At 68.1% G+C, this 14,217-nt stretch carries 9 protein-coding genes, 2 rRNA genes and 1 other RNA gene (1 of these 12 only partly in view); 9 read left to right on the plus strand and 3 right to left on the minus strand.

Annotated features, from left to right (window positions below; genetic code table 11):
- Positions 1-229 precede the first annotated feature (229 nt).
- From V2J18_RS18310 to V2J18_RS18350, 9 genes are all read left to right on the plus strand, one after another.
- Positions 230-4,792, plus strand: a complete 4,563-nt coding sequence (locus tag V2J18_RS18310; protein WP_336132537.1) for an EAL domain-containing protein — start codon at positions 230-232, stop codon at positions 4,790-4,792.
- A 315-nt stretch (positions 4,793-5,107) separates the two neighbouring features.
- Positions 5,108-5,329, plus strand: coding sequence for a TIGR02449 family protein (locus tag V2J18_RS18315; RefSeq protein ID WP_064747712.1), 222 nt, complete (start codon positions 5,108-5,110; stop codon positions 5,327-5,329).
- 8 nt (positions 5,330-5,337) lie between these two features.
- Positions 5,338-5,637 carry a cell division protein ZapA gene (locus V2J18_RS18320; protein WP_064747713.1) on the plus strand — a complete coding sequence of 100 codons (300 nt, stop codon included), beginning with the start codon at positions 5,338-5,340 and terminating at the stop codon, positions 5,635-5,637.
- A 134-nt stretch (positions 5,638-5,771) separates the two neighbouring features.
- A non-coding RNA gene (gene ssrS / locus V2J18_RS18325) (6S RNA) lies at positions 5,772-5,958 on the plus strand.
- A gap of 93 nt (positions 5,959-6,051) precedes the next feature.
- Positions 6,052-6,645: a 5-formyltetrahydrofolate cyclo-ligase gene (locus tag V2J18_RS18330; protein WP_064747714.1), complete on the plus strand. Its 594-nt coding sequence runs from the start codon at positions 6,052-6,054 to the stop codon at positions 6,643-6,645.
- Positions 6,646-6,656: 11 nt separating this feature from the next.
- A complete protein-coding gene (locus V2J18_RS18335; protein WP_336132538.1) occupies positions 6,657-7,127 on the plus strand; it encodes an EVE domain-containing protein in 471 nt (156 codons plus the stop codon).
- Between the two features lie 121 nt (positions 7,128-7,248).
- The gene (gene rpiA / locus V2J18_RS18340) at positions 7,249-7,911 is read left to right on the plus strand and encodes a ribose-5-phosphate isomerase RpiA (protein WP_064747716.1); all 663 of its coding nucleotides are present in this window, start codon (positions 7,249-7,251) and stop codon (positions 7,909-7,911) included.
- 100 nt (positions 7,912-8,011) lie between these two features.
- Positions 8,012-9,082, plus strand: coding sequence for an AAA family ATPase (locus V2J18_RS18345; protein WP_336132539.1), 1,071 nt, complete (start codon positions 8,012-8,014; stop codon positions 9,080-9,082).
- A gap of 164 nt (positions 9,083-9,246) precedes the next feature.
- A complete protein-coding gene (locus V2J18_RS18350; protein WP_336132540.1) occupies positions 9,247-10,764 on the plus strand; it encodes a DNA polymerase Y family protein in 1,518 nt (505 codons plus the stop codon).
- 262 nt (positions 10,765-11,026) lie between these two features.
- Here V2J18_RS18350 and V2J18_RS18355 read toward each other — a convergent pair whose 3' ends face one another.
- From V2J18_RS18355 to V2J18_RS18365, 3 genes are all read right to left on the minus strand, one after another.
- Complete coding sequence (locus V2J18_RS18355; protein WP_141233449.1) at positions 11,027-12,859, minus strand: ABC transporter ATP-binding protein; 1,833 nt, start codon at positions 12,857-12,859, stop codon at positions 11,027-11,029.
- Positions 12,860-13,436: 577 nt separating this feature from the next.
- Positions 13,437-13,551 (minus strand): 5S ribosomal RNA (rrf, locus tag V2J18_RS18360).
- Between the two features lie 169 nt (positions 13,552-13,720).
- Positions 13,721-14,217, minus strand: a 23S ribosomal RNA gene (locus tag V2J18_RS18365); it runs 2,368 nt beyond the window's last position.

Below are 14,217 nucleotides of genomic sequence, written 5' to 3' on the forward strand. Positions count from 1 at the left end.
ACCGCAGTTTAACAACGCCGGGCCGGAGCGGGCGCGCCGGCGCGGCCGCGTGCGGGCCGCAGCGACGGAACCGGCGATTCCGCCAATCTGCGCCAAACCCGCCGATCCGCGCCCGCCGCGCCGCGTCGGGCCCTGGCGTGAGATCGGGCGCGAAACCGGGCCGCAACGCTTGTTGCCGCCATCGGCGCCTGCCTACACTGCGGCTCTTGCGTCTCCCGCGACGGTGTCCGTGCGTTCCTCTTTCCCCGCCGCCCTGCTGAGCACCGTTTTGTCCGCCCTGCTGCTGTGCACGGCGGCGATGCCGCAACCTGCCGCGGCGACCACCCGCGATTTCTATTTCTCTCGCCTGGGCAGCGACCTGGGGCTGAGCCAGAACTCGGTCACCGCCTTCGCCCAGGACGTGCACGGCTTCGTCTGGGTCGGTACCCAGGGCGGCCTGCACCGTTACGACGGTCAGCGCTACGTCGCTTATCGCCACGACCCGCGCGACCCGGCCAGCCTGCCCGACAGCTACGTCACCGCCCTGGCGCTGGACGGGCAACGGGCGATGTGGATCGGCACTCATTCCGAGTACCTGGCCCGGCTCGACCTGGCCAGCGGCAGCATTCATCGCTATGAACCGCCCGACTCGCAGGCGGGGCGCCAGGTGGTCTCGCTGTTGCCCTGGCGCGATTCGCTGCTGATCGGCACCCTCGCCGGCCTGGAACGGATGGACCCGCGCAGCGGCGCGCGCGAGCTGATCCTGGCCCTGCCCGGCGACCTGGCCCGGCAATCGCCGTGGCAGGCCCTGGCCCAGGCCCGCGACGGCAGCGCCTGGTTCGCCAGCGCCGCCGGCCTGCACCGGATCCAGGCCAACGGCAAAGTCGAGCGGATCGGCGCCGGCAAGCCGTTGCGCAGCCTGCTGATCGACCGCCGCGGCCGGCTCTGGGCCGGCGCCGTCGACGGTCTGTACCGCCTCGACGGCCGCACCGGCATCCTGGTCAAGGTCGAGGACGAGGCCTTGGCCGCCCTGCGCGACGCGCGCGCCCTGGTCGAGGCGCCGGACCGGCGGATCTGGATCTCCGGCTACGGCAACGGCCTGTACCGGCACGACCCCGACAGCGGCCAGACCCAGCGCGTGCACGCCGAGCGCGGCATCGACGCGACCCTGCCCGAGGACACCATCGATGCCTTGATGATCGACCACGGCGGCCTGCTCTGGGCCGGCGGCCAGTACCGCGGCGTCGCGGTCGCCGATCCGCGCGGCACCCGCTTCAGCTACGTACTCGATCTGCAGGACCACGACGGTGGCGTCGCCTCCGACGCCAGCATCCGCGGCCTGGCCCAGGACGAGACCGGGGCGTTGTGGATCGCCACCGACAGTCACCGACTGCGCCGCTACGACCTCGGCCACGACCGCTTCGAAGACATCACCGCGCTGCTGCCGCCCGACCTCGCGGCGCGCCGGATCGCCGCGATCGCACGCGAACCGCGCCCGGCCAACGCCCCGGTCACCGCGGTCGAGAAGCTGTGGCTGGCCACCGGCCGCGGCCTGCTGCGCCTGGACCCGGTCAGCCGCCGGATCGAGCGCATCGGCCTCGGCGGCCAGAACGACATCGCCCTGCGCGCGATCGGCTTCGGTCGCGACGGCAGCGTCTGGCTCGGCAGCGACGACCAGGGCGCGCTGCACTATCGGCCGCAAACCGGCGCCGTGGTCCGCTACGCCTACCGCGAGGGCGATCCCAGGGCGTTGAGCCACCCGCGCGTCAACGCGGTGCTGGAAGACCGCCGCGGCCGGGTCTGGATCGGCACCGGCGACGGCCTGGATCTGCTCGATCCGGCCAGCGGCTATCTGCGCCACTACCGTCACGCTATCGACGAAGCCGACAGCCTGCCCGGCAATTTCGTCCGAGCGCTGCACCAGTCGGGCGACGGCACGGTCTGGGTCGGCACCCAGGCCGGCCTGAGCCGGGTGGTCGAATTCCCCGACGGCCGAATCCGCTTCGAGCACCCGCTGGCCCAAGTGCTCGGCGAGCATCCGGTGCCGGTGGTGTTCTCGATCGCCGAGCGCCCTGCCGGACGGCTGTGGCTGGGCACCGACGCCGGCATCCTGCGCTTCGACAGCGGCGCCTCGCTGGTGCGCCGCTACGGCCTGGCCGACGGCCTGCAAGACCTGGAGTTCAATGCCGGCGCGGTCGCCGGCCTGAACGACGGCCGGCTCGCCTTCGGCGGCGTGCGCGGCCTGAACCTGTTCGACCCGACCCGCATCGCCGACTCGCGCTACACCCCGCCGGTGCGTCTGCTCGGCGCCTGGATCGGCTCGGACACCAGCGCCGGCGCCAGCGTGCTGTGGCAGTCGACCCAGCTCGAGATTCCGGACGGCGCCGGCATCCTGCGCCTGCGCATCGGCGCGCTCGACTACGGCCCCAACAGCGGCATGCGTTATCGCTACCGCATGGAAGGCTTCGACCGCGACTGGGTCGACAACGGCCCACGCCAGGACATCACCTACACCCGCCTGCCGCCGGGCCGCTACCTGTTCCGCGCCCAGTCGACCAACCGCGACGGGGTCTGGAACACCCAGGAGCTGCACATCCCGGTCAGCGTCGACCCGCCGCTGTGGCGGCACCCGCTGGCGATCACCGCCGCCGCCCTGGCGGCCCTGGCCCTGCTGCTCGGCTTCGGCTGGCGCTGGCACCGCGCGCGCCAACGCGAACGCGGCTACTTCGCCCAGATCCGCGAGCGCGAGGAACGCCTGAAACTCGCGCTGTGGGCCTCCGGCGAGCAGTTCTGGGACTACGACCTCAAGCGGCGCGAGCTGCATCGCATGCGCGTCGACGACCAGAACGCGGCCTCGCCGGAGATCGGCGTGCAGGCCGACGTCGCCGACGATCATGAGATCCACCCCGACGACCTGCCGCGGGTGAGCGAGTTGCTGCGCAAGCACCTCGACGGCGACGCCGCACTGTTCCTGTCCGAGCACCGCATGCGCACGCCCAAGGGCGACTGGGGCTGGATCCGCGCCCGCGGCCGGGTGGTCGAACGCGACGCCGAGGGCCAGCCGGTGCGCGTGGCCGGCACCGGCCGCGACGTCACCGCGGTGCGCAGCGCCGAACGCGAACGGCGCATCTCCAGCGAAGTGCTGCGCTCGATGGCCGAAGCGGTGGCGGTGTTCGACCGCGACTTCGTGTTCGTCTCGATCAACCCGGCGTTCTCGCGCATGACCGGCTATCCGGAGCACGAGGTCATCGGCCAGACCACCGGCCTGCTCGACAGCCGCCAGCACGATCCGGAGTTCTACAGCGACATGCGCGACGAGTTGCAGCGCAGCGGCCGCTGGTCGGGCGAAATCTGGCAGCAGCGCAAGGACGGCAACGAATTCCTGTGCTGGCTGCAGGCCTCGATCGTGCTCGACAGCAGCGGCCAGCGCGGCCACTACGTCGCCGTGCTGACCGACATCACCGACCAGAAGCGGGCCGAACAGGAGCTGCGCTACCTGGCCAACTACGACACGCTCACCAGCCTACCCAACCGCACCCTGCTGTCGGAACGGCTGTCGCGGGCGATCGTGCGCGCGCGCCGCCACGGCCACCGCATCGCCCTGCTGTTCCTGGACCTGGACCGGTTCAAGGACATCAACGACTCGCTCGGCCATGCCGCCGGCGACCGCATCCTGCGCGCCGCGGCGGTGCGCCTGCAGGAAACCGTCGGCGCCGAACACACCGTCGCCCGCCTCGGCGGCGACGAGTTCACCGTGGTGCTGGAAAACCTGGAGACCCCGGAACAGGCCGAGGAAGTCGCGCGCCGGCTGATCAAGGCTTTCGAGGCGCCGCTGGACTTCGACGAGCGCCACGACGTGGCGATCTCGCCGTCGGTCGGCATCAGCCTCTACCCCGACCATGCCCAGGTGCCGACCGACCTGCTCAAGCACGCCGACACCGCGATGTACCAGGCCAAGGCCGCCGGCCGGCGCACGTTCATGCGCTACACCGAGGCGATGGACATCGAGATCCGCCAGCGCGCGACCATCTCCGCGGCGCTGCGCAAGGTGCTGGACCGCAACGAGCTGCGCCTGGTGTTCCAGCCGCGGCTGTCGCTGCCGGAAGCGCGCATCACCGGGGTGGAGGCGCTGCTGCGCTGGAACAGCGCCGAGTACGGCAACATCCCGCCCTCGCAGTTCATTCCGCTGGCCGAGGAGAGCGGGCTGATCCTGGAGATCGGCGAGTGGGCCATGCGCGAAGCCTGCAGCCGCTTGCGCCAATGGCGCCTGCACGGCCTGGACCAACTGTCGGTGTCGGTCAACGTCTCGGCGATCCAGTTGCTGCGCGGCGACCTGCCGAAAATGGTGGCGCGCGCGCTCAGCGAAAGCGGCATCCCGCCGTGGCGGCTGGAGCTGGAACTGACCGAAACCGTGGTCATGGCCAACGCCGCGCACACCTCCAACATCATGCAGGCCTTGCGCGAACTCGGCGTGGCCCTGGCAGTGGACGACTTCGGCACCGGCTACTCCTCGCTGGCCTACCTCAAGCGCCTGCCGATCAACACGCTGAAGATCGACAAGGAGTTCATCGGCGACCTGACCCGCGACCCGGACGACGAGGCCATCACCAGCACGGTCATCACCATGGCTCACTCGCTGGGCCTGAACGTCGTGGCCGAGGGCGTGGAACTGGAGGAGCAGATGGAATTCCTGCGCAACCACGGCTGCGACGAAATCCAGGGCTATTGGCTGGCGCGCCCGCTCGAGGCCGACGACTGCCTGGCGTTCATCCAAAAGTGGCAGCCGCCGCAGAGCGTGCGGGCGGTTCGTTGAGGCCGGGATTGGGGACTGAGGATTCGGGATTGGCAAAAAGCCGGGGCGCTGTCCCTGGGTAGGCGCGGCGTTAGCCGCGGCGACGGCGGCGGATGAGGCCGGGCTCGGGGTTGGGTTGGGTTGGGGATCGGCAGTCTCCGGCCTTCTGTCCCCAGTCAGGGTGGCTTGCCCCAACCGCGTCGCATCGGGGGGCGCGAACGCTGCGCGCCCTGCCCCGCCGGATCTCCCGCTGCCCGGTCGCACCGACCCAATCCCGAATCCCCAATCCCGACAACCGCCTTGACCGCCCCCGCCCCGGCCTGCCATCGTGCCGGAATGGATCGCGCCGAACTGATCGCCGAACTGCACTCGCTGGTCGCCCGCGTCGACGAGCTCGGCGAGCGCGTGCGCCGGCTCAGCGAGGAAAACCGCAGCCTGCGCCAGCAGCAAGAGCAACTGGTCGGCGAACGCTCCGCCCTGCTGGCCAAGAACGAGCAGGCCCGGACCCGCGTCGAGGCGATGATCGCGCGCCTCAAATCGCTCGAACAGCACACCTGAACGCACCGATGACCAGCGAAGCCGTCAGCATCCGCCTGCTCGATCGCGAGTACACCGTCGGCTGCGAACCCGCCGAGCGCGAGGAATTGCTCGCCGCCGCGCGCATGCTCGACAGCAAGATGCGCGAGATCCGCGGCAGCAACCGCATGGCCGCGCTGGATCGGGTCGCGGTGCTGGCGGCGCTGAATTTCGCCCACGAACTGCAGCAGCTGCGTGGCGAAGGCGACCAGCGCGATCGCGAACTCTCGCGCACCCTCGACGAGCTGCACCGCAAGCTCGACAGCCTGTTCGACGCGGCGATCCGCTGATCGCCGTTTGCGGCGTCGTTGCGCTCCGTCCCGTTCATCCGCGCGCGTGCGCGCATCGAGCACATGAATCGCAACGCAGCATCGCCGACGAGCGGGGGCCGCATCGGCGCGGCATGCGCGCTATACTGCGCGCACGTCCTCTGCTGTGCGCGACGGCGTGCGCAAACATTCGCCTTGTCCCTTAATGACGACCACGGGGGCGCAACGGAGGCCCGGAGTGCAAGTCCGCCTCGCAGCGGGAAGCCCGAAGGCCGCCAAGCGTCCCCACTTGAACCCCGGGTTCAAGGTCGTTTCGCACGCATCGTCATTGGCGGAGGACTACTTTTCCCGGAACGGGCGCGACGTCACCCAGCGTGATCTCGCGCCCGTTTCTCTGTGGCCCGTGCGCCGCCCCCAACCAGGACCGAGCGCCGAATGACGGCCGACCGTACGACGCTGCGCCGCGATCTGCGCGCGCAACGGCGCAATCTCGCCGCCCCCGCCCGCATCGCCGGTGCGCAAGCCGTGGCCGCGCGCCTGCTGGCCTTGCCGTTCGCGCCGCGCTCGGGCTATGTCGCCGGCTACTGGGCGATGGACGGCGAAATCGCCCTTCACGCCTGGCAACTGCGCCTGCCGCCGGACTGCGTGTACTGCCTGCCGGTGCTGCACGACGATCTGCGCCTGCGATTCGCGCCCTGGCGCCCGGGCGATGCGCTCAGCCCGAACCGCTACGGCATTCCCGAACCGGACCTGGCCGCGACCTCGCTGCTCGAGCCCGAGCAGATGAGCCTGGTGGTGGTGCCGCTGGTCGGCTTCGACCGCCGCGGCCACCGGCTCGGCATGGGCGCCGGCTGGTACGATCGCAGCTTCGCCTTCCGCCAACGCGGCCCGGCGCCGCCATGGCTGGTCGGCGCCGCCTTCGAACTGCAGCGCGTCGACGCGCTCGACGCCGCCGACTGGGACGTCGCCCTCGATGCGGTCTGCACCGAGAGCGCGACCCACGACCATCGCTCCCCTCTGTTCGCCTGACCGAGTTCCGCATGACCGCACGCCGCCGCTACTGGCTGATGAAGTCCGAACCGGACACCTTCTCCATCGACGACCTGCAACGCGTCGGCGTCGAACCCTGGAACGGCGTACGCAATTACCAGGCGCGCAACTTCATGCGCGACGGCATGAAAGTCGGCGACGGCGTGCTGTTCTATCACTCCAACACCGCAGTGCCCGGCATCGTCGGCCTGGCCACGATCGCCGCCGAAGCCTATCCGGACCCGACCCAGTTCGACCCCAAGTCCGACTACTACGACGCCAAGAGCTCGCGCGAGGACCCGCGCTGGCTGCTGGTGGACGTCGCCTTCGAGCGCAAGCTCAAGCGCACCATCGCCCTGGACGAGATCAAGGCCCGCGCCGACGACCTCGGCGAAGACTTCGCCCTCACCCGCCGCGGCAACCGCCTGTCGGTGCTGCCGGTGACAGCGGCGCAGTGGAAATTGTTGCTGTCCATGGAGTGAGGCCGGGATTCGGGAGTGGGGATTCGGGATTCGCAACAGCGGTTCCGCCTCGACCGAATCGCGCTCGCTCTGTTCCGTTTTTTTTCCGATCCCCAATTCCGAATCGCCAATTCCCAATCCCATGTCCGAATCCAAACGCCTGGCCGGCGAAAAAGCCATCGACTACATCGAAGACGGCATGATCGTCGGCGTCGGCACCGGGTCCACGGTCGCCTACTTCATCGAGGCCCTGGGCCGGGTCAAGCAGCGCATCAAGGGCGCGGTGTCGAGCTCGGAGCAGAGCACCGCGCGGCTGCAGGCGCTCGGCATCGAAGTGCTGGACCTCAACGCCACCGGACCGCTGTCGTTGTACGTCGACGGCGCCGACGAATGCGATCCGCACAAGCGCCTGATCAAGGGCGGCGGCGCCGCGCTGACCCGCGAGAAGATCATCGCCGAAGCCAGCGCCAAGTTCGTCTGCATCGTCGATCCGGCCAAGCGCGTCGACGTGCTCGGCCGCTTCCCGCTGCCGGTGGAGGTCATTCCGATGGCGCGCAGCCTGGTCGCGCGCGAGATCCTGGCCATGACCCGCGGCCAGCCGGTGTGGCGCCAGGACGCCGCCGGCAACGGCGTGGTCACCGACAACGGTAACGTCATCCTCGACATCCACGGCCTGGCGATCACCGATCCGGTGGCGATGGAATCGGCGATCAACCAGATCCCCGGTGTGGTCAGCGTCGGCCTGTTCGCGCGCCGCCCCGCCGACGTGGTCATCGTCGGCGGCGAGCCGCCGCTGGTGCTGTAAACCCGACACCACCGTTTCACCGCGCGGGCCATGCCGGCCCGCGCCCACGCCGCGGCCATGGATGCCGCGGCCCCTGCCCGGGCGAAGCGCCCACTTCCGCATGAACTCCGAAACCCAGCGCTACAGCGCAAGCCTCAGCCAACAGATCTGGGACTTCCCGTCCCTACTGCTGAAATCCCGGTTCGCCGACGCATTGGAACGCGGCGTCAGCCGCTACCCGATCCGCCGTTCGCTGCGCCTGGCCGCCCGCGCCGGCGTCGACGCCGTATTCGACGACATCGCCCTCAACCTGGGCTATCGCGCGCATCGCATCGACGGGCACAGCCTAGTGCTCGACGGCGAAGGCGTGTTCGTCGATGTCGACGTCAGCCGCAAGGCCGATTACTGCTCGTTCTATTTCGCCATCTGGGCCGATTCGGTCGGGCGCGCCGAAAACGCCATCCAGCAGTTGCAGCAACGGGTCGAGGCGGTACGCATCCGCGAACCGATGTTCTCGATCGACTGGCACTTTCTTACCGGCCGCGGCGAACTGCAGAGCGCCAGCATCGAGGAACTGGCCGACGACGTGCTGATCGACGAGGCCTACCCCGAGATCGGCAACGTCGCCGGCTTCATCGACCGCTATCTGCGGGCCAAGGAGACCGTGCTGGTGCTGCAAGGCCCACCCGGCACCGGCAAGACCCGGCTGATCCGCGCCATTCTCGGCGAGATCTCGCGTCGCAACGACGGCAACGCGCAGGCCCTGTACACTGGCGACAAGAAGGCGCTGGAGTGCGACGAGATCTACGTCAAGTTCATCACCGGCGACGATCATGCCTTCGTGGTCGAGGACGCCGATCATCTGCTGCGCCCGCGCGCCGAGGGCAACGAGCACCTGCATCGCTTCCTCGCCATCGCCGACGGCGTGGTGCGGGCGCAGGGACGCAAGATCGTCTTTTCCACCAACCTGCCCAACGTCGGCGACTTGGACGACGCCCTGGTCCGGCCCGGGCGTTGTTTCGCCCATGCCCAGGTGCGCGAGCTGCGGCCGCTCGAGGCCGATGCGCTGATCCGGCGCCTGGCCGGCGAACGCGGCATCGATCCCGAGCCGGCGCGGCAGGTGCTGGCGGGCAGCGGGCGCAAGAGCTACTCGCTGGCGGCGATCTACCAAGCCGTCGGCCGCGCCGGATGAACCGCGGGCGGCGGCGCCCGCGTTAACCATTTGATTCCACAAGCGATCTCATCGCCTGAGATGCCCGTCCGGCAGGATCGAACGGGCGTCGCGCAGGGGTCCGGCCGCGGATGCGCGGATTGCCGTCCGGAACCATACTGACTCCCCATGCGTGGCTGGCCGCCATGACCCTGCGCTGCCTGTTCGTCGACTTCAATTCCTACTTCGCCTCGGTCGAGCAGTTCGACCGGGAGGAATTGCGCGACCGCCCGGTCGGCGTGGTGCCGGTCATGGCCGCCACCACCTGCTGCATCGCCGCCAGCCGCGAGGCCAAGGTCCACGGGGTCAAGACCGGCACGCCGGTGCACGAGGCGCTGCGGCTGTGCCCCGACATCCGGATCGTCCAGGCGCGGCCGGCGCGCTATGTCGAATTGCACCATCGCCTGATCGCGGCGATCCAGGACTGCATTCCGATCGACGGCAAGCCGCTGTCGATCGACGAGGTGGCCTGTCGGCTGATCGGCCGCGAACGCCAGCGCGAGAATGCCGTCGCGATCGCGCGAAAGATCAAGCAGACCCTGATCGACCGCGGCCTCAGCCCGGCGATCCGCTGCTCGATCGGCATCGCCCCCAACACCTTCCTGGCCAAGACCGCTTCCGATCTCGACAAGGTCGACGGCCTGACCGTGATCGAACTGGACGACTTGCCGCGGGCACTGCATGGTCTGGCCTTGCACGATCTGTGCGGAGTGGGCCCGTCGATGCTGCAACGCCTCAACGACGCCGGCATCGACAGCGTCGAACAACTCGCCGCGGCGCCGCGCGAACGGCTCAAGGCGATCTGGGGCGGCATCGAGGGCGAACGCTTCTGGGCCCAGTTGCGCGGCATCGAGCCGCCGTCGCGGCAACGCAGCGCCGTGGGCTCGGTCGGTCATTCGCACGTGCTCGACCCGCAGATGCGCACGGCCGAAGGCATGCGCTCGGTGCTGTTCAAACTGCTCGCCAAGGCCGCCATGCGCCTGCGGCAGGAGCAATGCCAGGCGCGCGGCCTGAGCCTGCACGTGCGTTTCGTCGGTCGCGAACAGCGCTACAGCCGGGATCTGTCCTTCGCTGCGCTCGACGACACGCCGACCTTGCTGCAACTGATGGCCGGTGCGCTGGAGCCGCTGCTGCGCGCTGCCGCCAGCGGCCGCTGGCCGGTCAAACGGCACCCGCCGCTGTCGGTGGCGGTATCGCTGATCGACCTGCAGCCCAACGCCGGCGAGACCGCCTCGCTGTTTTCCGAACGCCAGCGCTCGCGCGAACTGACCCGCGTGCTCGACCAGATCAACCAGCGCTATGGCAATAACCGCCTGTATTTCGGCGCGATGCAGGACGCGCTGGCGCAGGGCGCCGCGCCGATGCGGATTCCGTTCCAGCACATCCCCGACGAAGCCAGCGAAGCCGATCTCGGCGCCGCGGCCCTGGTCGCTGATCCGAGCATGGACGAACTGTGGCTGCAGCGCGAACGGCAGTTCAAGGCGATGGCCGAGAACGCCCATCGGCAGACACGCGAACGCACGTCCTCCGCAACCCGACCGGCGGCAGCGACACCGCCCGCACCGACGCCGCCGGGCCACCAACCCTCCGGCGTCGGCGGCTGGGTGCGCAAGCGGCGCAAACACGAAGGCCATGGCCCCGGCACGACCGGCTCCTTGTTTTGAACCTCGGCGTTCTTGGTTGCTTTCGCCCCGAGCAACGACGCATCCGATCCTTTCCCCGCTCACCACGACCCAAGCCAGTGCAGAGTGGCTAGGAGCCGAGGGCGTCAATCGCCCACGCGCCCTCACCCGCCCCTTCTCCCGCAAGCGGGAGAAGGGTGCGGCAGCGGCGACTTCGTAGGATCTGTTCGATCCTTTAGCGCCCCTCTCCCGCTTGCGGCGATGGAAGGACGTGCAAAGCTGATCGGGCTGGGACGAGGCAGAGTTACGCCTCGACCGCGACGAACCCGCCCGTCTGACGCTTCCACAGCCGCGCATACAGCCCGTCGCGCGCGATCAGTTGCTCGTGGGTGCCGGTCTCGATGATGCGCCCCTGGTCCATCACCACCAGCCGGTCCATCCGCGCGATGGTCGACAGGCGATGCGCGATCGCGATCACCGTCTTGCCTTCCATCAGCGTCTCCAGACTGTCCTGGATCGCCGCCTCGGCCTCCGAATCCAGCGCCGAGGTCGCCTCGTCGAGGATCAGGATCGGCGCGTTCTTCAACAGCACTCGCGCGATCGCGATGCGTTGACGCTGACCGCCCGACAGCTTCACCCCGCGTTCGCCGACCAGAGCGTCGTAGCCTTCGCGACCTTCGCCATCGATCAAGCGCGGAATGAATTCATCCGCCCGCGCCCGCCGCACCGCTGCGAACATCTCCTCCTCGCTGGCATCCGGACGGCCGTACAGCAGGTTGTCGCGGATCGAGCGATGCAGCAGCGAGGTGTCCTGGGTGACCACGCCGATCTGCGAACGCAGGCTTTCCTGGGTCACGCCGGCGATGTCCTGACCGTCGATCAGGATCCGGCCGCGTTCCAGGTCGTACAAGCGCAACAGGATGTTCATCAGGGTCGACTTGCCCGCGCCCGAGGGCCCGACCAGGCCGATCTTCTCGCCCGGTTTGACCGTCAAGTCCAGGTCCGCAATCAGGCCGCTGTCCTGGCCGTAGTGGAAGTGCACATTCTCGAAGCGCACGCTGCCTTCGCGCACGGCCAAAGGCTGAGCGTCCTGCCGGTCGACGACGGTCAGCGGCCGCGAAATGGTCTCGATGCCGTCCTGCACGGTGCCGATGTCCTCGAAGATGCCGTTCACCGTCCACATGATCCAGCCCGACATGTTGTGGATCCGGATCACCAGGCCGGTCGCCAACGCGATCGCGCCGACGCTGATCGCGCCGCGATGCCACAGCCACAGCGCCAGGCCGCAGGTACCGACGATCAGCAGACCGTTGAGCGCGGTGATGCTGACGCCCATCAGCGTGGTCATGCGGGTCATGTCGCGCGAGCGCTGGGTCTGCTCGAGCATGGCCTCGGCCACGTATTGCTCCTCGCGTCGCGAGTGCGCGAACAACTTCAGCGTGGCGACGTTGCTGTAACCGTCGACGATGCGCCCCATCAATTTGGAACGCGCATCCGACGCACGCCAGGAGCGCTGCTTTACCCGCGGCACGAAGTAGCGCAGCAGGCCGATGTAGACCACGATCCAGGCCACCAGCGGCGCCGCCAGCCACGCATCGGCCTGAGCGAACAGATAGATCGCCGAGCCCGAATAGACGACCACGTACCACAGCGCATCGAAGGCCTGGGTGGTCGACTCGCGCAACGACGGGCCGGTCTGCATGATCCGGTTGGCGACGCGGCCGGCGAAGTCGTTCTGGAAGAAGCTCATGCTCTGCTTGAGCATGTAGCGATGGGTCTGCCAACGCACCAGGTTGGTCATGCTCGGATGCACGGTCTGGTTCAACAACAGGTCGTGCAGGCCCAGGCACAGCGGCCGTGCGATCAGCATCACCGCCGCCATCCACAGCAACTCGCTGCCGTGACGCGCGAACAACTCCGCAGCCGGCGTGGTGTTGACCAGGTCCACTACCTTGCCGAGGTAGTCGAACATCACCACCTCGACGATGGCGACGAAGAAACCGACCACGGTCAGCACTGCGAATACCGGCCAGGCTTGGCGGATGAAATGCCAATAGAACGCCGCGACCGTGCGCGGGGGCATGGCCTCGGGGGCCGGACGGAACGGATCGATCAAGGATTCGAACCAACGAAAGATCATCATGGCGATACGCCTTTACGAACTTGGAAAGACTCCCGCGCGCGACGCGCGCCTGCGCCGGAGGGCACGGGCACGGACGCGAGGGCCGGCGGCGCCAACGGGCGCCGAGTAGTCGGATACGGGGAGTGAGGCGGCGGACGAGCGCGCGCGATCCAGGGCCAGAACAGCCCCGGGCGGCGATCGATCGGCCGGACGCGGCGCGGGCTTCGCCCGCAACCGCAAGCGCCGACTTAGCGGCGGACCTTGCCGGTGATTGTGAACTTCATCGTGCTTCTCCTTGCTCGCTTGGAGCTGGCGTATCCCGCGGTGTCGCCGGATACGGAGGTTCCGACGCGCGGATCGCTATGGGCAACTCGAGGCAAGTCTAGCTCGCCCTCTTCCTGGCGTGCATCCGTCCAAAGTCGGTGATCGCTGGCGAGCGCGCTGCGTCGGCGCCTCCCCGGGTCGATCGTCTTGAAGCGGCCAAACTGATTGCGAGCCGGTGGCTAGCAGGTTATGCGCGGGCGTCGATTGTTTTGTGTGGGCCAAAAGAAGAAGGCCGGATCCTGTTGGGATCCGGCCTTCTGGGTAAAGCCCCTGGCGATGACCTACTCTTGCATGGCTTGAGCCACACTACCATCGGCGCGTATGCGTTTCACTTCCGAGTTCGGGATGGGATCGGGTGGTTCCACACAGCTATTATCACCAGGGAGAGGGTGGAGGGTCGCAAGCTTCGCTGAAAAGAAGCAGCGCACACGCTCTCGTTGGTTGCTTTCAACGCGGATTTCGGCGTTGTCGGCGAATAGATTGGAATGTAGCGAGTCAGTGTTGGGAATGGAGTGTCGACGCGTCGTCGAGTCCAAGGCCACTTGAGGTTATATGGTCAAGCCACACGGATCATTAGTACAGGTTAGCTCAATGGATTGCTCCACTTACACACCCTGCCTATCAACCACCTAGTCTTGATGGTTCCTTTAGGGGAGTCGAGCTCCCGGGAGATCTCATCTTGAGGCGCGCTTCCCGCTTAGATGCTTTCAGCGGTTATCGCTTCCGAACATAGCTACCCGGCAGTGCCACTGGCGTGACAACCGGAACACCAGAGGTTCGTCCACTCCGGTCCTCTCGTACTAGGAGCAGCCCCTCTCAAATCTCCAACGCCCACGACAGATAGGGACCGAACTGTCTCACGACGTTCTGAACCCAGCTCGCGTACCACTTTAAATGGCGAACAGCCATACCCTTGGGACCGACTACAGCCCCAGGATGTGATGAGCCGACATCGAGGTGCCAAACACCGCCGTCGATATGAACTCTTGGGCGGTATCAGCCTGTTATCCCCGGAGTACCTTTTATCCGTTGAGCGATGGCCCTTCCAT

The organism is Lysobacter firmicutimachus, assembly GCF_037027445.1.
GTDB classification, from domain to species: Bacteria; Pseudomonadota; Gammaproteobacteria; order Xanthomonadales; family Xanthomonadaceae; genus Lysobacter; species Lysobacter firmicutimachus.

Bases quoted from the DNA above. Each gene is read 5' to 3' on its own strand.
- V2J18_RS18315 (WP_064747712.1), top strand. From the start codon at position 5,108: ATGGATCGCGCCGAACTGATCGCCGAACTGCACTCGCTGGTCGCCCGC.
- rpiA (WP_064747716.1), top strand. From the start codon at position 7,249: ATGTCCGAATCCAAACGCCTGGCCGGCGAAAAAGCCATCGACTACATC.
- V2J18_RS18350 (WP_336132540.1), top strand. From the start codon at position 9,247: ATGACCCTGCGCTGCCTGTTCGTCGACTTCAATTCCTACTTCGCCTCG.
- V2J18_RS18345 (WP_336132539.1), top strand. From the start codon at position 8,012: ATGAACTCCGAAACCCAGCGCTACAGCGCAAGCCTCAGCCAACAGATC.
- V2J18_RS18330 (WP_064747714.1), top strand. From the start codon at position 6,052: ATGACGGCCGACCGTACGACGCTGCGCCGCGATCTGCGCGCGCAACGG.
- V2J18_RS18335 (WP_336132538.1), top strand. From the start codon at position 6,657: ATGACCGCACGCCGCCGCTACTGGCTGATGAAGTCCGAACCGGACACC.
- V2J18_RS18320 (WP_064747713.1), top strand. From the start codon at position 5,338: ATGACCAGCGAAGCCGTCAGCATCCGCCTGCTCGATCGCGAGTACACC.